Genomic DNA, 19,030 nt, shown 5'->3' with positions numbered 1-19,030 from the left:
GTCTTCGTTAGGTACTGCGCATTCGGCGCTGCGCTCATTATGAGTGCCGCGCCACCTGTGACTGCTGCTTGCGCAACTTGCGGGGCTCAAGGCCCGTAAAGCTGCGCAAGACTGCGTCCAGCGGATATTCCGCGGTGAGTCTTGCGCGCAAGGCTCACGACGGGCAACTCCGCCGTGGTTTCTTATTATCTCGCTTAGCGCTTCTTCTTGTTGGCGATGTGGATGGCGCCGCCATTCACTGCCAACGCGGCTTCGTGCAGCGCTTCGGACAACGTCGGATGGGAGAAGACCATCATGCCGATGTCCTCGGCACTGGTGCCGAATTCCATACCGATCGCGCCCTGCTGAACCAGTTCTGCTGCGCCTGGGCCAATCACGTGGACGCCCAATACGCGGTCAGTCTTGGCATCAGCAATGACTTTGACAAAACCACCGGTGTCGTTGGCTGCCATGGCACGGCCAGAAGCGGCAAACGGGAAGGTGCCGACGTTAACTTCAACGCCTTCAGCTTTCAACTGCTGTTCGTTCTTGCCGACCCATGCAATTTCCGGGTGGGTGTAGATAACCGATGGGATCAGGTCGTAGTTCATCTGGGTTTTGTGGCCCTTGATGCGCTCGACAACCATGATGCCTTCTTCGGAAGCCTTGTGCGCCAGCATCATGCCACGCACCACGTCGCCGATGGCGTAGACGCCCGGAACGGTGGTCGCGCAGTGATCGTCAACGTGCACGTAACCGCGCTCGTCGAGGGTCACGCCGCTGTCGGCTGCCAGCAGGTCGGTGGTCACTGGACGGCGACCAACGGCTACGATCAGCTTGTCGAAAGTGATGGTCTTTTCGCCATCCTTGTCGGTGTAGTTGACGACAACTTCTTCACCATTGACTTTCGAACCGGTCACGCGAGCGCCCAGCTTGATGTCCAGACCTTGTTTGGTCAGGGTTTTCAGGGCTTCTTTCGATACAGCGGTGTCGGCAGCCAGCAGGAACGTGTCCAGGGCTTCCAGCACGGTGACTTCGGAACCCAGGCGGGACCACACCGAACCCAGTTCCAGGCCGATCACGCCAGCGCCGATCACGCCCAGGCGCTTAGGCACGGCTTGGAATTCCAGGGCACCGGTCGAATCAACGATCACGTTCTGGTCAACTGGAGCAGGCGGAATGTCGATTGGACGGGAGCCTGGAGCCAGGATCACGTTCTCGGCTTCGATGATCTCGGTCGAACCGTCTGGCTTGGTGATTTCAACTTTCTTACCGGCCAGCAGCTTGCCGTGGCCTTGCAGGGAAGTCACACCGTTGGCCTTGAACAAGGTGGCAACGCCGGAAGTCAGGCCTTTGACGATGTTGGCTTTACGGCCGACCATTGCAGGTACGTCCATGGTCACGCCAGCATGGTGGATGCCGTGGATCGCGAAGCCGTCTTGGGCTTCGTGGAATTTCCAGGAGCTGTCCAGCAGCGCCTTGGAAGGAATGCAACCAACGTTCAGGCAAGTACCGCCCAATGCCAGTTTGCCTTCCTTGTCGGTGTATTTTTCGATGCAAGCAGTCGAGAGGCCCAATTGTGCGGCCTTGATGGCGGCAACGTAGCCGCCAGGACCTGCACCAATCACTACGACGTCAAATTTCTGTGTCATGAAAATAGATCCTCTATTTGCGACAAGCTTTTAGCCGCAAGCGGCAAGCCAAGCTGCTTTTTTCTTACAGCTTGCAGCTCGCAACTTGCAGCTGCTTCAATCAGATATCCAGCAACAGACGAGCCGGGTCTTCCAGCAGGTTCTTGATGGTCACCAGGAAAGTCACGGCTTCTTTACCATCGATCAGGCGGTGATCGTACGACAGCGCCAGGTACATCATTGGGCGGATCACGACTTGACCGTTGATGGCCATCGGACGCTGGATGATGTTGTGCATGCCCAGGATCGCGGCTTGCGGTGGGTTGACGATCGGGGTCGACATCATCGAACCGAAGGTACCACCGTTGGTGATGGTGAAGGTACCGCCGGTCATCTCGTCGATGGTCAGCTTGCCGTCACGGGCTTTCTTGCCGAAGGTGGCGATGCCGCCTTCGATTTCGGCCAGGCTCATCAGCTCGGCGTTACGCAGTACTGGAACCACCAGGCCACGGTCGCTGGACACGGCAACGCCGATGTCTGCGTAGCCATGGTAAACGATGTCGTTGCCGTCGATGGAAGCGTTCACTGCCGGGAAGCGTTTCAGCGCTTCGGTGGCGGCTTTCACGAAGAAGGACATGAAGCCCAGGCGCACGCCGTTGTGGGACTTCTCGAACAGATCCTTGTACTTCGAACGCAGGGCCATGACTTCGGTCATGTCGACTTCGTTGAAGGTGGTCAGCATCGCCATGTTCGACTGTGCTTCAACCAGACGCTTGGCCACGGTGGCACGTACACGAGTCATCGGTACACGCTTCTCGGTGCGGTCGCCAGCGGCGAACACTGGAGCAGCGGCAGCCGGGGCAGCAGCCTTGGCAGGTGCGGCAGCTGGAGCGTTTTTCTTGGCTTCAACAGCGGCAACCACGTCTTCCTTGGTCACACGGCCGTCTTTGCCGGTGCCCTTGATGGAAGCCAGGTTGATGCCATTCTCTTCAGCCAACTGACGGGCAGCCGGTGCAGCGATTGGATCTTCACCACCAGCAGCCGGAGCAGCGGCTGGAGCCGAAGCAGCAGCTGGTGCAGCGGCAGCGGCAGGAGCGGCAGCAGCAGCGCTGCCCTCTTCGATCGAGCCCAGTACCTGGTTCGACAGCACGGTAGCGCCTTCTTCGGCAACGATTGCGCCCAGCACGCCGTCAGCTTCGGCCAACACTTCCAGCACGACTTTGTCGGTCTCGATGTCGACGATCAGGTCGTCACGCTTTACAGCGTCGCCTGGTTTTTTGTGCCAGGTGGCAACGGTGCCATCGGCAACCGATTCCGGGAATGACGGGGCTTTGATTTCGATAGCCATTATCTGTGGGTCCTTAAAATTCGGTTTCAGTCAGCGCGAAGGCGTTAAACAGTGAAAGCATCTTGCAGCAGTTTTTCCTGCTGCTCGGCGTGCATCGACGCATAACCACACGCAGGTGCAGCGGAAGCATCACGGCCGGCATATTCAAGGCCCAGGGCCTTGTTGTGGTTGCCGATGCTGCGACGCAGGTGATGCTGGCTGCTGTACCACGCGCCCTGGTTCATCGGTTCTTCCTGGCACCACACCACATTAGTGAGGTTGGTGTAAGGCGCGATGGCCTCCATCAGGTCGTCTTCCGGGAACGGGTAAAGCTGCTCGATACGCACGATGGCGATGTCTTCGCGGCCTTCGGCACGGCGTTTTTCCAGCAGGTCGTAGTAGACCTTGCCGCTGCACAGGACCAGGCGCGTCACTTTTGCCGCGTCCAACGCGTCGATTTCCGGGATCACGGTCTGGAACGAACCATCCGCCAGATCTTCCAGGGTCGAGATGGCCAATTTATGACGCAGCAGCGACTTCGGCGTCAGCACTACCAGCGGCTTGCGCAGTGGGCGGATCACCTGGCGACGCAGCAAGTGGTAGATCTGGGCCGGCGTAGTCGGCACGCACACCTGGATGTTGTGCTCGGCGCACAGCTGCAGGTAACGCTCCAGACGGGCCGAGGAGTGCTCAGGACCCTGACCTTCATAACCGTGTGGCAGCAGCATGGTCAGACCGCACAGGCGACCCCACTTGTGCTCGCCGCTGGTGATGAACTGGTCGATAACCACTTGGGCACCGTTGGCGAAGTCGCCGAACTGAGCTTCCCAGATCACCAGCGCGTTTGGCGTGGTGGTCGAGTAACCGTATTCGAACGCCAGAACCGCTTCTTCGGACAGGAACGAGTCGTACAAGTCGAAACGTGGCTGGCCTTCATACAGGTTCTGCAACGGGATATAGGTGCCCGCGTCTTTCTGGTTGTGCAATACCGCGTGACGGTGCGAGAACGTACCACGGCCGATGTCCTGGCCGGTCATGCGGATCGGGTGACCTTCGAACGCCAGGGTCGCGTACGCCATGGTTTCGGCGTAACCCCAGTTGATCGGCAGGCCGCCGGCTTGCATCTTCTGGCGGTCTTCGTAGATCTTCGCCACTTGGCGCTGGACCACGAAACCTTCAGGAATTTCCAGCAGTTTGGCGGACAATTCCTGCAAGGTCTTCAGATCGAACGACGTATCGTGACGCGCAGTCCAGGCGTGGCCCAGGTATGGACGCCAATCAACGAACAGCTCTTTGTTCGGCTCTTTAACCAGGCTTTTTACTACATGCAGACCGTTGTCCAGCGCGTTGCGGTATTCATCGACTTTGGCCTGAACACGTGCATCGTCAACCACACCGGCCTTGGTCAGGCTTTCGGCGTACAGCTCACGGGTGGTGCGCTGCTTGGTGATCTGCTGGTACATCAACGGCTGGGTGCCGCTTGGTTCGTCGGCTTCGTTGTGACCGCGACGACGGTAGCAAACCAGATCGATCACTACGTCACGCTTGAACTGCATGCGATAGTCGATAGCAAGCTGGGTCACGAACAGCACGGCTTCCGGATCATCACCATTCACATGGAGAATCGGCGCCTGGATCATCTTGGCAACGTCGGTAGCGTACTCGGTAGAGCGCGCGTCCAGCGGGTTGCTGATGGTGAAGCCAACCTGGTTGTTGATGACGATGTGAACGGTACCGCCGGTCTTGAAGCCGCGGGTCTGCGACATCTGGAAAGTTTCCAGGACCACGCCTTGACCGGCGAATGCCGCGTCACCGTGGATGGAAATCGGCAGGACCTTTTCACCGGTGGTGTCGTTACGACGATCCTGGCGGGCACGGACCGAACCCTCGACCACTGGAGAAACGATTTCCAGGTGGGATGGGTTGAAGGCCATGGCCAGGTGAACTTCACCGCCGGTGGTCATCACGTTGGACGAGAAGCCCTGGTGGTATTTAACGTCACCGGAACCCAACTCGACTTTCTTCTTGCCTTCGAACTCGTCGAACAGCTCACGCGGGTTCTTGCCGAAGGTGTTGACCAACACGTTCAGGCGACCACGGTGAGCCATGCCGATCACGATTTCCTTGGTGCCGTAGGAACCGGAACGCTGGATCAGCTCGTCGAGCATCGGGATCAGGCTTTCGCCGCCTTCCAGGCCGAAACGCTTGGTGCCCGGGTATTTGGTGCCCAGGTATTTTTCCAGGCCTTCGGCAGCGGTGACGCGCTCGAGCAGGTGGCTGCGTACGTCGGCAGACAGCACCGGACGACCACGCACACCTTCCAGGCGATGCTGGAACCAGTGGCGTTGCTCGGAATCGGTGATGTGCGTGAACTCAGCGCCAATGGTGCGGCAATATGTCTGCTGCAACGCTTCGTGAATTTCGCGTAGGCTCGCTTCCTCTTTGCCGATGAACAGGTCGCCGGCACGGAAGGTCGTATCAAGATCGGCATTGGTCAAGCCGTAATGATTGATCGACAGGTCAGCAGGTGCAGGACGCTTCCAGAGCCCCAGCGGGTCAAGCTGGGCCGCCTGGTGGCCACGCATCCGGTAGGCCTGGATCAGTCGCAATACTTCAACTTGCTTCTTCTCATGCTCACTGCTCACGCTGCCGGCGGAAACCGGTTGGGCGCGGCGCTGGTTCTTTGCCAGCAGCACGAACTGATCGCGAATTGTTGCGTGCGATACATCGGTGGCAGCGTTGCCGTCTGAAGACAACGTCTGAAATTTGGTGCGCCATTCTTCTGGCACAGCGTTAGGGTCGTGCAGGTAGAGCTCATAAAGCTCTTCCACATAGGCAGCGTTACCACCTGAAAGATAGCCGCTGTTCCACATGCGCTGCATCACGCTTTCTTGCATGCTTGGTCACCCTCGATTTGGGGACACCACCGGCGAAAACACCGAGTTTGCTTGCAAAAGGCCAAGTGCAGCGACCAAAACAAGCCACTTAGGATCACGCTGATAGTTCGGGTACCAACCCGAATGCCCCTGCTTGTCTCATTTCTTCAAAATAAGAGCCGCGGCTTTGTAAGTCGCTGCTCAAGTTAAAACTACGGCGCCGGTTGAAGCCTGCGCCGTAGCATTTACGGGCACAACGGTCCTGCCTTTACTACAACGTCGGTTACACGCCGCTCTGCAGCAGCATGTTACGGATGTGACCAATGGCCTTAGTCGGGTTCAGGCCTTTGGGACATACGTTGACGCAGTTCATGATCCCGCGGCAGCGGAATACGCTGAACGGGTCATCCAGCGAAGCCAGACGCTCGGACGTCTTGGTATCACGGCTGTCTGCCAGGAAGCGGTAGGCTTGCAGCAGGGCAGCTGGACCCAGGAACTTGTCCGGGTTCCACCAGAAGGACGGGCACGAAGTCGAGCAGCAAGCGCACAGGATGCACTCGTACAGACCGTCGAGCTTCTCGCGCTCTTCCGGGGACTGCAGACGCTCGATGGCCGGAGCCGGCGTGTCGTTCTGCAGGAACGGCTTAACTTTCTCGTATTGCTTGTAGAAGATGCTCATATCGACGACCAGGTCACGGATAACCGGCAAACCTGGCAGTGGACGAACGATCAGCTTGTTGCCTTTGACCACGGCGGACAGCGGCGTGATGCACGCCAAGCCGTTTTTGCCGTTGATGTTCATGCCGTCGGAACCGCACACACCTTCACGGCAAGAGCGACGATAGGAGAAACCTTCGTCCTGCTCTTTGATCAGTGCCAGTACATCCAGCACCATCAAGTCTTTACCACCGGTATCGACCTGGAATTCCTGCATGAACGGCGCAGCGTCCTGATCAGGGTTGTAGCGGTAAACACTGACTTTCAACATGGCAGCCACCCTTAGTAAGTCCGAATCTTCGGTTCAAACGTCGGAACCGTCTTCGGCGAGAAATTCACGGCACGCTTGGTCACGCGCTTGTCACCCGGGAAGTACAGGGTGTGGCACAACCAGTTTTCGTCGTCGCGATCTTCAAAGTCTTCACGGGCGTGAGCACCACGGGACTCCTTGCGAACCTCGGCAGCGATTGCGGTCGCTTCGGCCACTTCCAGCAGGTTTTGCAGCTCAAGGGCTTCGATACGAGCAGTGTTGAACGCCTGGCTCTTATCGTTGATCTTGACGTTGGCGATGCGCTTGCGCAGATCGGCCAGCTGGGCAATACCCTTCTGCATGTATTCGCCGGTACGGAATACACCGAAGTAGTTCTGCATGCAGCTTTGCAGCTCGCGACGCAGGGTAGCCACGTCTTCGCCATCGGTGCGCTCGTTCAGAGCGTTCAGGCGAGCCAGTGCAGCCTCGATGTTGGCATCGGTCGCGTCATCGTATTCGATGCCGTCGGTCAGCGCCTTTTCCAGGTGCAGGCCGGCAGCGCGGCCGAATACCACCAGGTCGAGCAGCGAGTTGCCGCCCAGACGGTTGGCACCGTGCACCGATACGCAAGCCACTTCGCCTACAGCGAACAGACCGTGGATGATCTCGTCCTCGCCTTCGGCGTTCTGGGTGATCGCCTGGCCGTGGATGTTGGTCGGCACGCCGCCCATCATATAGTGGCAGGTTGGAACAACCGGAACCGGAGCAACCACCGGGTCAACGTGAGCAAAAGTCTTGGACAGCTCGCAGATACCTGGCAGACGGCTGTGCAGCACTTCTTCGCCCAGGTGATCGAGCTTCAGCAGCACGTGGTCGCCATTCGGGCCACAGCCATTACCGGCGATGATCTCTTTAACCATCGAACGGGCAACAACGTCACGACCAGCAAGGTCTTTCGCGTTCGGAGCGTAACGCTCCATGAAACGCTCGCCGTGCTTGTTGATCAGGTAGCCACCTTCACCACGGCAACCTTCGGTCACCAGTACACCAGCGCCGGCGATGCCGGTCGGGTGGAACTGCCACATTTCGATGTCTTGCACCGGTACGCCGGCACGCAGTGCCATGCCGACGCCGTCACCGGTGTTGATCAGGGCATTGGTGGTCGACGCGTAGATACGGCCTGCACCGCCAGTCGCCAGCACGGTAGCCTTGGCGCGGATGTAGGTGGTTTCACCGGTTTCGATGCAGATGGCGATCACACCGACGAACTCGCCTTGCGCGTTCTTCACCAGATCGACCGCGTAGTACTCGTTCAGGAACGTGGTACCGGCTTTCAGGTTGCCCTGATAAAGGGTGTGCAGCAGCGCGTGACCGGTACGGTCGGAAGCGGCGCAAGTACGGGCAGCCTGCCCGCCTTTACCGTAATCCTTCGACTGACCGCCGAATGGACGCTGGTAGATACGGCCTTGCTCGGTGCGGGAGAACGGCAGACCCATGTGGTCCAGCTCGAACACCGCGGCCGGGCCTTCCTGACACATATATTCGATAGCGTCCTGGTCACCGATGTAGTCGGAACCCTTGACGGTATCGTACATGTGCCAGCGCCAGTCATCGTTCGGGTCGGCGGAGGCGATGGCGCAGGTGATGCCACCCTGGGCCGATACGGTGTGGGAACGGGTCGGGAACACCTTGGTGATCACGGCAGTCTTGTGACCGCCCTGGGCCAGCTGCAGCGCAGCGCGCATGCCAGCACCGCCGCCACCAATGATGATGGCGTCGAATGAAATAGTTGGAATGTTAGCCATGAATCAGATACCCCAAAGAATCTGCACACCCCAGACGAAGTAAGCGAACATCGCGACGCCGCAGACTGCCTGGAAGAGGAAACGTACTGCGGTCGCGGACTTGCCCAGCGCCATCGGCGTCAGGTAGTCGGTCGCGATGGTCCACATGCCGACCCAGGCGTGTGCGCCCAGGGCAACAAGGGCCAGCAGACTGAAGATTCGCATTGCATTGTGGGAGAACAGGCCATGCCATTGCTCATAGCCGATACCCGGATTTGCAACGAGGTATCCGATCAGGAAAATGAAATAAGCCGCGAGAACGACCGCAGACACACGCTGTGCCATCCAGTCATAGAGGCCCGAACGCGACAGATTCGTAACGCTGGTTACCATATCCAAACTCCTGCCAGAACGATCAGCACCACGGAAATGGCGATGATGATTTTCGAGCCCAGGCGGCCGCCTTCCAGCGTCTCACCGATGCCCATATCCATGATCAAGTGGCGCACACCGGCTACCAGGTGATACAGCAGAGCGGACAGGAGGCCCCATGCTACGAACTTGGCCAGCGGGCTGGTCAAGCATGCCTTCACCTCGGCGTATCCTTCCTCGGAACCCAGGGATTTGCTCAATGCATAAAGCATGATGCCCAAGCCCAGGAACAGGATGATGCCGGAAACACGGTGCAGGAACGACGTAACGCCGGTGATGGGGAGTTTGATGGTCCTTAGGTCTAGGTTTACAGGTCGTTGGCTATTCACGGCTTTTTTTCACACTGAAGAGCCCCTAACAATCAGGGCAAAGTTGTTGGGGAGTGCACTGGTCAGGTAAGCACCACCCAGGGAGTGCGACCCCCAATGAAAGCAAGCCCAAAAGCCCTTGGCGGTCGGTGGCCGAGTATAGACAGTTAGGTTACTAATGACAACGCGCACTCCTCACCCTAATAGCGGATTGCGCTGGGGGAATAAAAGGCGTAAACGGCAGTCAATTTCGAGGAAAAAGTACGGTTAAAGCCTTCTGCTGCAAGACTTTAGGCAAATTGACATCTGGATTTATATCAATATAGTGGTGCGGGCCCTGCGTGGGGGGTCTGTCTGATGATTTGAAGCATAAATAGGAGGCCACATGGCTGACAAAAAAGCGCAGTTGATCATCGAGGGCGCAGCCCCCGTCGAGCTGCCCATTTTAACCGGCACCGTTGGTCCCGATGTTATCGACGTACGGGGCCTGACGGCCACGGGCCGTTTCACATTCGACCCAGGCTTCATGTCGACCGCCTCTTGCGAGTCGAAGATCACCTACATCGATGGTGATAATGGCATTTTGCTGCATCGCGGCTACCCGATCGAGCAACTGGCCGAGAAATCGGACTATCTGGAAACCTGCTACCTGCTGCTAAATGGCGAATTGCCAACAGCCGAGCAGAAAGCCCAGTTTGTCAGCACCGTGAAGAACCACACCATGGTTCACGAGCAGTTGAAGACCTTCTTCAACGGCTTCCGTCGCGACGCCCACCCGATGGCCGTCATGTGCGGCGTGGTCGGCGCCCTGTCGGCCTTCTATCACGACTCCCTCGACATCAATAACCCGCAGCATCGCGAAATCTCCGCGATCCGCCTGGTTGCCAAGATGCCGACCCTGGCCGCAATGGTTTACAAGTACTCCATGGGCCAACCCATGATGTACCCGCGCAACGACCTGACGTACGCGGAAAACTTCCTGCACATGATGTTCAACACGCCGTGCGAGATCAAACCGATCAGCCCGGTGCTGGCCAAGGCCATGGACCGGATCTTCATCCTCCATGCCGACCACGAACAGAACGCCTCCACCTCTACCGTCCGCCTGGCAGGCTCTTCGGGTGCCAACCCGTTCGCCTGTATCGCCGCCGGTATCGCCGCACTGTGGGGCCCTGCCCACGGCGGTGCGAACGAAGCCGTATTGACCATGCTCGATGAAATCGGCGATGTCTCGAACATCGACAAGTTCATCGCCAAGGCCAAGGACAAGAACGATCCGTTCAAGTTGATGGGCTTCGGTCACCGGGTCTACAAGAACCGCGACCCGCGCGCCACCGTGATGAAGCAGACCTGCGACGAAGTGTTGAAGGAACTGGGCATCAAGAACGATCCGCAACTCGAACTGGCCATGCGCCTGGAAGAGATCGCCCTGACCGACCCGTACTTCATCGAACGCTCGCTGTACCCGAACGTCGACTTCTACTCGGGGATCATCCTCAAGGCGATCGGCATTCCAACCAGCATGTTCACCGTGATCTTCGCCCTGGCGCGGACCGTGGGCTGGATCTCCCACTGGAAAGAAATGCTCTCCAGCCCGTACAAGATTGGCCGCCCACGCCAGCTGTACACCGGCTACGAGTCGCGTGACATCACCCAGTTGGAAGATCGCAAGTAAGCATTCAACCGCTTAGTTGCACTGAATAAGGCCTCCTCTGGAGGCCTTATTTGTTTCTGCCAGCACCGACCTCCGCAGGCGTTGGTTTGCCAGCGATGAGGCCCACAAGCATAGCGCCAGGTTCAAGGAGGGCTATCGTCGGCAAGCCGGCCACTAGGATGGATCGTGGTTGACCCAGCCAAGGTGAAGGCACTTTTATTGATACAGGATTTGAGAAACAGTTTTGTGGAATCCGTTACCAATAAAAGCAAAAAAATGCCCCGATCTCACGACCGGGGCATTTTTTTGTAGCGGTTACAGCGGTTAGTGGCTAACAGCCCCACTCGACCCCAGGCCAGTCTGCGAACGCACAAACTGCGGGAAGTACAGCGCACGTTCTTTCTCTGCCGCCGACGACTTGTCGGTGATGGAGAAGAACCAGATGCCGACGAACGCAATGATCATCGAGAACAGCGCCGGGTACTCATAAGGGAAGATGGCTTTTTCATGGTGCAGGATCGACACCCAGATGGTCGGGCCCAGCACCATCAGGCCAACGGCACTGACCAGCCCCAGCCAACCACCAATCATCGCACCACGGGTGGTGAGGTTTTTCCAGTACATGGAAAGCAGCAACACCGGGAAGTTACAACTGGCAGCAATGGAGAACGCCAGGCCGACCATGAACGCAATGTTCTGGCTTTCGAACAGGATACCCAGGCCGATAGCCAAGACGCCCAAGGCAATCGTGGTGATCTTCGAGACGCGAATCTCGTCCTTGTCGTTGGCCTTGCCTTTCTTGATCACGCTGGCGTACAGGTCATGGGACACCGCCGAAGCACCGGCCAGGGTCAGACCGGCAACCACCGCGAGGATGGTGGCGAAGGCCACGGCCGAGATGAAGCCCAGGAAGATACTGCCACCCACCGCGTTGGCCAGGTGCACTGCCGCCATGTTGTTGCCGCCCATCAAGGCGCCTGCTGCATCCTTGAACGCCGGATTGGTGCTGACCAGCAGGATCGCGCCAAAGCCGATGATGAAGGTCAGGATGTAGAAGTAACCGATGAAACCTGTGGCGTAGAACACGCTCTTGCGCGCTTCTTTAGCGTCGCTGACGGTGAAGAAGCGCATCAGGATGTGTGGCAGGCCAGCCGTACCGAACATCAACGCAAGCCCGAGGGAGAACGCTGAAATCGGGTCTTTCACCAAGCCGCCGGGGCTCATGATCGCCTCACCTTTAGGGTGAACCTTGATCGCCTCGGAGAACAGGGCATTGAAGTCGAAGTTGACATGCTTCATCACCATCAGCGCCATGAACGAGGCCCCCGACAGCAACAGCACGGCCTTGATGATTTGTACCCAAGTGGTCGCCAGCATGCCGCCGAACAGCACATAGAGCACCATCAGGATACCCACCAGGATCACCGCTACATGGTAGTCCAGGCCGAACAGCAGTTGAATCAGCTTGCCCGCACCAACCATCTGCGCGATCAGGTAGAACGCCACCACCACCAGCGAACCACAAGCCGACAGGCTGCGGATCTGGGTCTGGCCCAAGCGATAGGACGCCACGTCGGCAAAGGTGTACTTGCCCAGGTTACGCAGGCGCTCGGCGATCAGGAACAGAATGATCGGCCAGCCCACCAGGAAGCCGATCGAATAGATCAGGCCGTCATAACCGGAGGTGTAGACCAGCGCGGAAATCCCCAGGAAGGACGCCGCCGACATGTAGTCACCGGCAATCGCCAGGCCGTTCTGGAAACCGGTGATCTTGCCGCCGGCCGCGTAGTAGTCGGCTGCCGACTTGTTGCGCTTGGAGGCCCAATAGGTGATGCACAGGGTGGCGCCGACAAACACGACGAACATCACGATGGCCGAAACGTTCAGGGGTTGCTTGTGCACTTCACCGGTCAATGCGTCCGCCGCCCAAACGGCTGGAGCAAAGATCGAAGCACCCAATATTGCCAGTAGACGCCGGATCATTGCGCAGCCTCCTTGAGAATCGCATTGTTCAGGTCGTCAAACTCGCCATTGGCCCGACGCACATAGATGCCGGTCAGGACGAAAGCGGACACAATCAGCCCGACGCCCAGGGGAATGCCCCAGGTGATCGACGAACCGGGGCTGATCTTGGCCCCCAGCAATTGTGGCCCGTAGGCGATCAACAGGATGAAAGCGGAGTAAAGCCCTAGCATGATCGCCGAGAGAATCCAGGCGAACCTTTCCCTTTTTCTCACCAGCTCCTTGAAACGCGGGCTGTTTTGAATCGAGAGGTAAATGCTGTCGTTCATTGTTTTTATCCTCGCAGCACAGCTTTTTTATTATTGGAACGTATCCACTGTATGCGGCTGCGGAACAGGTTCCAGACGACCTTAGTATTAGAGGGAGTGTAGCGAGGGTTTGCGCGAGCACAGGAAGATTTGCGAGGCGTGAAATTAATGTGGGAGGGGGCTTGCCCCCGATGGCGGAGCGTCAGTCAAAAACACTCTGACTGGACCATCGCCATCGGGGGCAAGCCCCCTCCCACAGGGTTGTAACTGGGGTTCTACTTACCGACCCATTCGGCGACACGCTCAGGGTGCTTGGCAACCCAGTCCTTGGCCGCCGCATCAGGCTTGGCGCCTTCTTGAATCGCCAGCATCACTTCGCCGATTTCGTCCTTGGAGGCCCACTGGAATTTCTTCAGGAAGGCCGCGACTTCCGGCGCTTTCTTCTCCAGGCCTTTGCTGCCGATGCTGTTGACGGTTTCAGCAGCGCCATAAATTCCTTTTGGATCGTCCAGGAAACGCAGTTTCCACTTGGCGAACATCCAGTGTGGCACCCAACCGGTGACCGCAATGGACTCCTGTTTGTCTTCGGCACGGGTCAGCTCGGCGATCATTGCCGCGCCCGAACTGGCTTGCAGTTTGTAATCGAGGCCGTACTGCTTGATGGCTTCGTCGGTCTTGAGCATCACGCCCGAACCGGCGTCGATACCGACGATCTTGTTCTTGAAGGTGGTGTCGGTCTTGAGGTCTTCGATGGACTTGGCCTTGACGTACTCCGGCACGATCAGGCCGATCTTCGCGTCCTTGAAGTTGGGGCCGTAGTCGACCACCTTGTCCTTGTTCTTGGCCCAGTACTCGCCGTGGGTGACGGGCAGCCAGGCGGAGAGCATGGCGTCGAGCTTACCGGTGGCCACGCCCTGCCACATGATCCCGGTGGCGACGGCTTGCAGTTTCACGTCATAACCGAGCTTGGACTTGATCACTTCTGCCGCCACGTGGGTGGTGGCCACGCTGTCGGACCAGCCATCCACATAGCCGATGCTCAGGGTCTTGCTGTCGGCGCTGGCCAGTGTGGAGCTCATCGCAACTACCAGAGTGGCAGCTGCGCCCAAGAGTCGTCGCATCTTCATAGTACTTCCCCGAAAGTGCTGCGCCCGGCGAATGCCGAGCGACGTCAACCTGTTGTTATGTGGTGCACCGCGCCCCCTTCACGCGCATCGATCACGGTAGTGCGCCGTCAGCGGAGTACTGACACCTCGATCATCAACCTGCCCGGGTGTTCGACCTGCTCTGTCAACGACATCCTGCAAGCAAGGAACGACATCACATCGCCAGTAGGATGTTTTGTAGGACCCTGCGTCAAAATCCCGCCTGAACTTTGCATGTCAAAATTATGCATCCCCACTGAGACGGGGCAAATCCGGGTAAGATGCGCGCCTTTGCTCCTCCAGATAAGCCGACCATGCCTGCGACCGCCCGCTTCCCTGCCCTGCCCTATTGCTTCGCCTTGATCCTCGGCCTGCTGGCCCTCTTTGCTTATTGGTATGGCCTCGGCCGGCCCGTCGTGCTGCCCGATGTCGCCAGCGCCACGCACAAGATGCAGTGCGCGTCCTATACCCCGTTCGATAAAGATCAATCGCCGTTCGACCAGCCGTTCGCCCTGCGCCCCGAACGCATGGACGCCGACCTTGCCCTGCTTGCCACCCGCTTCGAGTGCATTCGCACCTATTCCATGACCGGCCTGGAAGCCTTGCCGGACATGGCGCGCAAGCATGGACTGAAGGTGATGGCCGGGGCCTGGGTGAGCAGCGACCCGGTAGCGACCGCAAAGGAAATCGACGAACTGATCGCCTCGGCCAACGCCCACCCGGATGTGGTCACAGCCGTGATCGTCGGCAACGAAGCGCTGCTGCGCAAGGAAGTCACCGCCGCACAGCTGGTGAAGCTGATCCAGACCGTCAAAAGCCAGATCAAGCAGCCGGTGACCTACGCGGATGTGTGGGAGTTCTGGCTGCAACACCCGGAAATCGCCCCGGCGGTGGATTTCCTCACTATCCACCTGTTGCCGTACTGGGAAGATGATCCATCGGGCATCGACCAGGCCCTCAAGCACGTGGGCGATGTGCGCCAGACCTTCGGCAACAAGTTTGCACCCAAGGACATCTTGATCGGTGAAACCGGCTGGCCAAGCGAAGGCCGCCAGCGCGAGACCGCCGTACCGAGCCGGGTCAATGAGGCCAAGTTCATGCGCGGTTTTGTAGCCATGGCTGAGGCGAATGGCTGGCACTACAACCTGATTGAAGCCTTTGACCAACCCTGGAAACGTGCGAGCGAAGGCGCCGTGGGCGGTTACTGGGGCCTGTTCGATGCGGATCGCCAGGACAAGGGCATCCTCGCCGGGCCGGTGACCAATGTGCCGTACTGGCCGCTATGGCTGGGCGTCGGCGGGATTATCCTGTTGGGCACTCTGGTGCTGGGGGGGCGTGTACGCAGCCCGCGTGCCGCTATTGCCCTGCCGCTGTTGGGTGCAGTGGCGGCTTGCTCCATCGGCACCTGGGCCGAGCTGACCCGCGTGACGGCGCGCTTTAATGATGAATGGGTGTGGGCGGGGTTGCTGCTGGTGTTGAACCTGCTGGTGCTGGCTCACGCGGCATTGGCGTTGAGCGCACGGGAAGGTTGGCGTGAGCGGGCATTCGACTGGCTGGAGCAGCGCGCAGGCTGGCTGGTGGCGATTGCCGGGTTCGCGAGTGCGGTGATGATGCTGACGTTGGTGTTTGATCCGCGCTATCGCAGCTTCCCAAGCGCGGCGCTGCTGCTGCCAGCCTTGGTGTACCTGGTGCGACCGGTGACGGGACCGCGTCGGGAGATTGCGCTGCTGGCCTTTATCATCGGCGCTGGCGTTGCGCCACAACTGTACCGTGAAGGCTTGCTGAACCAGCAGGCGTGGGGCTGGGCCATGGTCAGCCTGCTCATGGTTGCAGCCTTGTGGCGTTGCCTGCGGGTGCGCAAGGCTTAAGACCGCTTTCGCGAGCAAGTCGAAGCGTCGAACCGCCGCTTCGACTTGCCTGCGAAGAGGTTCTATCAAGCAGCCCGAGGCTTCCTGACCAACCGCAACCCCGCAATCACCACCGCAAACACCGCAAACGTGGTGTTGTACAACGCCAGCGCCGGCAGGCCGAACACCATCCCCAGCACCGCCAACCCCCACCCCGCCCGCCCCGGCACGAAAAACGCCAGCAGCGACGTGATCAACGCCGCCCAGCCCAACACCTTGAAGTGAATCATCAACCCCAGGTTTGAACGCAGCTGGCATTCCCAGCGGCTGGCCTCATCCGCGCAGATCCCCACCCACTGGCCATCTTCCATAAAGCCGTAGCGTGCGCCATAACTGGCGGCCAGCCACAGCGGCAGGGCAATAAGCAGCAGTATCAACGGAAAACGATGGGACATTGGGGCACTCCAATAGGCAAAAACGGCGCTCAGCTTAATGCGCCAGAGGCCGTTGGCAAGGCGCATACACACAATTAATTTTTACCTATACGTGTCAACGTGTATCGTCTGGCTACTATTACCCCGATTCCGCCTTTTTTCCGACATTTCGTGCCGCGTGATGGCACTTCGGCGAGTGGACGGCGGTCATAGCCTGCGAACTTCATTAAGTACGTTTCCTCCTAGGGATTAAGTCATGCTCCGTTCCTTGCGCTGCGCTGCCTTGCTGGGCAGCCTTTTTTTGAGTGCGTCAGCACTGGCCGTCGATATCGACCAGGCCACCTATGGCTTCCCTTTGACGAATCCGTTCGAAGCGACCATCGCCACTACCCCGCCTGACCTTCGGCCGAAATTGCCGAGCGATGACGAGATCAACCAGTCCGACTACACCCTGAACATGCGCCCCGAGCGCGAGTTCAGCCTGCCGGACAACTTCTGGGCGGTGAAGAAACTCACCTACCGCATCGCCAAACAGGATCGCGCCGCGCCGTTGATCTTCCTGATCGCGGGCACCGGTGCGCGGTTTGACAGCAGCATCAACGAATACCTTAAAAAGCTGTATTACCAAGCCGGCTACCACGTGGTGCAACTGTCGTCGCCCACCAGCTTCGACTTCATCAGCGCCGCCTCGCGCTTCGCCACCCCGGGTATCACCCAGGAAGACGCCGAAGACATGTACCGCGTGATGCAAGCCGTGCGTGCGCAGAACGCTTCGCTGCCGGTGACCGACTTCTACCTCACCGGCTACAGCCTCGGCGCGCTGGATGCGGCGTTCGTCAGCAAGCTCGACGAGACCCGTCGCAGCTTCAACTTCAAGAAAGTCTTGCTGCTCAACCCGCCGGTCAACCTCTACACCTCGATCACCAACCTCGACAAGCTGGTGCAGACCGAGGTGAAAGGCATCAACAACACCACCACCTTCTATGAATTGGTGCTGAGCAAGCTGACCCGCTACTTCCAGCAAAAGGGCTACATCGACCTGAACGATGCCCTGCTCTACGACTTCCAGCAATCCAAGCAGCACCTGACCAACGAACAAATGGCCATGCTGATCGGTACCTCGTTCCGCTTCTCGGCGGCCGACATCGCCTTCACTTCGGACCTGATCAACCGCCGCGGCCTGATCATCCCGCCGAAGTACCCGATCACCGAAGGCACCAGCCTGACGCCGTTCCTCAAGCGTGCGCTGCAGTGCGACTTCGATTGCTACCTCACCGAACAAGTGATTCCGATGTGGCGCGCCCGCTCCGACGGCGGCAGCCTGTTGCAACTGGTTGACCAAGTCAGCCTGTACGCCCTCAAGGACTACCTGCACACCAACCCGAAGATCGCCGTGATGCACAACGCCGACGACGTGATTCTTGGCCCAGGCGACCTCGGCTTCCTGCGTAAAACCTTCGGCGATCGCTTGACCGTCTACCCCCTGGGCGGCCATTGCGGCAACCTCAATTACCGCGTCAACGCCGACGCCATGCTGGAGTTCTTCCGTGGCTAAATATCTTCTGCTGCTTGCCGCCTTGATGTGCGCAGGCGTGGCCAATGCCGACAACAGCAAGGCCCATGAGCCGGTCAATGTCGACGCCGATGGGTTCAAGGAACCGCTGACCAAACTCAAGTTCAACCCGGGCCTGGATCAGCGTGAGTTCGAGCGTTCGTCGCTCACTGCACTCAACGTGTATGACCCGCTGGAATCGTGGAACCGTCGCGTGTACCACTTCAACTACCGCTTCGACCAATGGGTGTTCCTGCCGGTGGTCAACGGCTACACCTACGTGACGCCCAGCTTCCTGCGCACCGGCGTGAGCAACTTCTTCAACAACCTGGGCGATGTGCCCAACCTGTTGAACAGCCTGCTGCAGCTTAAAGGCCATCGCTCCCTGGAAACCACCGGCCGCCTGCTGGTCAACACCACCATCGGCATCGCCGGCCTGTGGGACCCGGCTACCGCCATGGGCCTGCCACGCCAGAGCGAAGACTTTGGCCAGACCCTGGGGTTCTACGGCGTGCCAGGCGGTGCGTACCTGGTGCTACCGATCTTTGGCCCGTCGAACCTGCGCGATACCGGCGGCCTGATCGTCGACTACGGCGCGGAAACCCAGATCAACTTCCTCAACGTGTCGGAAGTCAGTTCCAACCACCCGGAAATCTGGGCGTTGCGTGCGGTAGACAAGCGTTACCAGACCAGCTTTCGGTATGGCCAGATGAACTCGCCGTTCGAGTATGAGAAGGTGCGGTACATCTATACGGAATCACGCAAGTTGCAGATTGCCGAGTAAACGCCCACAAAAAAGGCCATTCGATTGAATGGCCTTTTTT

At 58.8% G+C, this 19,030-nt stretch carries 15 protein-coding genes; 4 read left to right on the top strand and 11 right to left on the bottom strand.

Translation table 11 applies throughout. The features are described 5' to 3' along the window. Positions 1 to 194: 194 nt before the first annotated feature. The 7 genes from lpdA to sdhC form a co-directional block, all read right to left on the bottom strand. Positions 195 to 1,631 (bottom strand): dihydrolipoyl dehydrogenase, encoded by a 1,437-nt coding sequence (gene lpdA, locus BMZ57_RS26710; protein WP_010211733.1) that lies wholly within the window; start codon positions 1,629 to 1,631, stop codon positions 195 to 197. Positions 1,632 to 1,731: 100 nt separating this feature from the next. Then, on the bottom strand, positions 1,732 to 2,958 hold the full coding sequence (odhB, locus tag BMZ57_RS26705; protein WP_010211736.1) for a 2-oxoglutarate dehydrogenase complex dihydrolipoyllysine-residue succinyltransferase: 1,227 nt from the start codon (positions 2,956 to 2,958) through the stop codon (positions 1,732 to 1,734). A 44-nt stretch (positions 2,959 to 3,002) separates the two neighbouring features. Next, on the bottom strand, positions 3,003 to 5,834 hold the full coding sequence (locus tag BMZ57_RS26700; RefSeq protein ID WP_010211737.1) for a 2-oxoglutarate dehydrogenase E1 component: 2,832 nt from the start codon (positions 5,832 to 5,834) through the stop codon (positions 3,003 to 3,005). Positions 5,835 to 6,096: 262 nt separating this feature from the next. Beyond that, positions 6,097 to 6,801 (bottom strand): succinate dehydrogenase iron-sulfur subunit, encoded by a 705-nt coding sequence (locus BMZ57_RS26695; RefSeq protein ID WP_003172807.1) that lies wholly within the window; start codon positions 6,799 to 6,801, stop codon positions 6,097 to 6,099. An 11-nt stretch (positions 6,802 to 6,812) separates the two neighbouring features. After that, positions 6,813 to 8,585 carry a succinate dehydrogenase flavoprotein subunit gene (sdhA, locus tag BMZ57_RS26690; protein WP_010211741.1) on the bottom strand — a complete coding sequence of 591 codons (1,773 nt, stop codon included), beginning with the start codon at positions 8,583 to 8,585 and terminating at the stop codon, positions 6,813 to 6,815. Positions 8,586 to 8,588: 3 nt separating this feature from the next. Next, on the bottom strand, positions 8,589 to 8,957 hold the full coding sequence (sdhD, locus tag BMZ57_RS26685) for a succinate dehydrogenase, hydrophobic membrane anchor protein (RefSeq protein WP_003172805.1): 369 nt from the start codon (positions 8,955 to 8,957) through the stop codon (positions 8,589 to 8,591). Beyond that, positions 8,951 to 9,325 (bottom strand): succinate dehydrogenase, cytochrome b556 subunit, encoded by a 375-nt coding sequence (gene sdhC, locus BMZ57_RS26680; protein ID WP_003172804.1) that lies wholly within the window; start codon positions 9,323 to 9,325, stop codon positions 8,951 to 8,953. The genes sdhD and sdhC overlap by 7 nt, the downstream gene beginning before the upstream one ends. A 364-nt stretch (positions 9,326 to 9,689) precedes the next feature. On the opposite strand from sdhC, the gene gltA reads away from it, so the two are divergent. Continuing rightward, a complete protein-coding gene (gltA, locus tag BMZ57_RS26675; RefSeq protein WP_003204440.1) occupies positions 9,690 to 10,979 on the top strand; it encodes a citrate synthase in 1,290 nt (429 codons plus the stop codon). 303 nt (positions 10,980 to 11,282) lie between these two features. On the opposite strand, the gene BMZ57_RS26670 is transcribed toward gltA, so the two are convergent. The 3 genes from BMZ57_RS26670 to BMZ57_RS26660 all read right to left on the bottom strand — a co-directional run bounded on the left by BMZ57_RS26670 (position 11,283) and on the right by BMZ57_RS26660 (position 14,355). Next, entirely contained in the window at positions 11,283 to 12,941 is a 1,659-nt protein-coding gene (locus BMZ57_RS26670) for a cation acetate symporter (RefSeq protein ID WP_010211744.1), read from the bottom strand. Next, complete coding sequence (locus BMZ57_RS26665; RefSeq protein WP_010211745.1) at positions 12,938 to 13,249, bottom strand: DUF485 domain-containing protein; 312 nt, start codon at positions 13,247 to 13,249, stop codon at positions 12,938 to 12,940. The genes BMZ57_RS26670 and BMZ57_RS26665 overlap by 4 nt, the downstream gene beginning before the upstream one ends. A 254-nt stretch (positions 13,250 to 13,503) precedes the next feature. Next, positions 13,504 to 14,355: a glycine betaine ABC transporter substrate-binding protein gene (locus BMZ57_RS26660; RefSeq protein WP_010211747.1), complete on the bottom strand. Its 852-nt coding sequence runs from the start codon at positions 14,353 to 14,355 to the stop codon at positions 13,504 to 13,506. Positions 14,356 to 14,687: 332 nt separating this feature from the next. Here BMZ57_RS26660 and BMZ57_RS26655 point away from each other — a divergent pair, with 332 nt between their 5' ends. After that, positions 14,688 to 16,241, top strand: a complete 1,554-nt coding sequence (locus BMZ57_RS26655) for a glycoside hydrolase family 17 protein (RefSeq protein ID WP_069673347.1) — start codon at positions 14,688 to 14,690, stop codon at positions 16,239 to 16,241. A 65-nt stretch (positions 16,242 to 16,306) separates the two neighbouring features. Here BMZ57_RS26655 and BMZ57_RS26650 read toward each other — a convergent pair whose 3' ends face one another. After that, positions 16,307 to 16,675: a hypothetical protein gene (locus BMZ57_RS26650; protein ID WP_069673346.1), complete on the bottom strand. Its 369-nt coding sequence runs from the start codon at positions 16,673 to 16,675 to the stop codon at positions 16,307 to 16,309. 235 nt (positions 16,676 to 16,910) lie between these two features. Between BMZ57_RS26650 and BMZ57_RS26645 the strand changes: the two genes are divergently transcribed. Further along, positions 16,911 to 18,209, top strand: coding sequence for a serine protein kinase PrkA (locus BMZ57_RS26645; RefSeq protein WP_010211752.1), 1,299 nt, complete (start codon positions 16,911 to 16,913; stop codon positions 18,207 to 18,209). Continuing rightward, positions 18,202 to 18,990, top strand: coding sequence for an MlaA family lipoprotein (locus BMZ57_RS26640; RefSeq protein ID WP_010211753.1), 789 nt, complete (start codon positions 18,202 to 18,204; stop codon positions 18,988 to 18,990). Before BMZ57_RS26645 ends, BMZ57_RS26640 begins: the two co-directional genes overlap by 8 nt. Positions 18,991 to 19,030: the final 40 nt, after the last annotated feature.

It is taken from the genome of Pseudomonas simiae (genome assembly GCF_900111895.1).
Taxonomy (GTDB): Bacteria; Pseudomonadota; Gammaproteobacteria; order Pseudomonadales; family Pseudomonadaceae; genus Aquipseudomonas; species Aquipseudomonas simiae.
Note: the sequence above shows the minus strand (reverse complement) of the source record. Positions and strands in the feature narration are given on the sequence as shown.

Excerpts from the sequence above, each read along its gene's own strand:
- BMZ57_RS26665 (WP_010211745.1), bottom strand. The coding sequence starts at position 13,249 with ATGAACGACAGCATTTACCTCTCGATTCAAAACAGCCCGCGTTTCAAG.
- BMZ57_RS26655 (WP_069673347.1), top strand. The coding sequence starts at position 14,688 with ATGCCTGCGACCGCCCGCTTCCCTGCCCTGCCCTATTGCTTCGCCTTG.
- odhB (WP_010211736.1), bottom strand. The coding sequence starts at position 2,958 with ATGGCTATCGAAATCAAAGCCCCGTCATTCCCGGAATCGGTTGCCGAT.
- sdhD (WP_003172805.1), bottom strand. The coding sequence starts at position 8,957 with ATGGTAACCAGCGTTACGAATCTGTCGCGTTCGGGCCTCTATGACTGG.
- sdhA (WP_010211741.1), bottom strand. The coding sequence starts at position 8,585 with ATGGCTAACATTCCAACTATTTCATTCGACGCCATCATCATTGGTGGC.
- BMZ57_RS26645 (WP_010211752.1), top strand. The coding sequence starts at position 16,911 with ATGCTCCGTTCCTTGCGCTGCGCTGCCTTGCTGGGCAGCCTTTTTTTG.
- gltA (WP_003204440.1), top strand. The coding sequence starts at position 9,690 with ATGGCTGACAAAAAAGCGCAGTTGATCATCGAGGGCGCAGCCCCCGTC.
- BMZ57_RS26660 (WP_010211747.1), bottom strand. The coding sequence starts at position 14,355 with ATGAAGATGCGACGACTCTTGGGCGCAGCTGCCACTCTGGTAGTTGCG.
- BMZ57_RS26670 (WP_010211744.1), bottom strand. The coding sequence starts at position 12,941 with ATGATCCGGCGTCTACTGGCAATATTGGGTGCTTCGATCTTTGCTCCA.
- BMZ57_RS26700 (WP_010211737.1), bottom strand. The coding sequence starts at position 5,834 with ATGCAAGAAAGCGTGATGCAGCGCATGTGGAACAGCGGCTATCTTTCA.
- BMZ57_RS26695 (WP_003172807.1), bottom strand. The coding sequence starts at position 6,801 with ATGTTGAAAGTCAGTGTTTACCGCTACAACCCTGATCAGGACGCTGCG.
- lpdA (WP_010211733.1), bottom strand. The coding sequence starts at position 1,631 with ATGACACAGAAATTTGACGTCGTAGTGATTGGTGCAGGTCCTGGCGGC.
- BMZ57_RS26650 (WP_069673346.1), bottom strand. The coding sequence starts at position 16,675 with ATGTCCCATCGTTTTCCGTTGATACTGCTGCTTATTGCCCTGCCGCTG.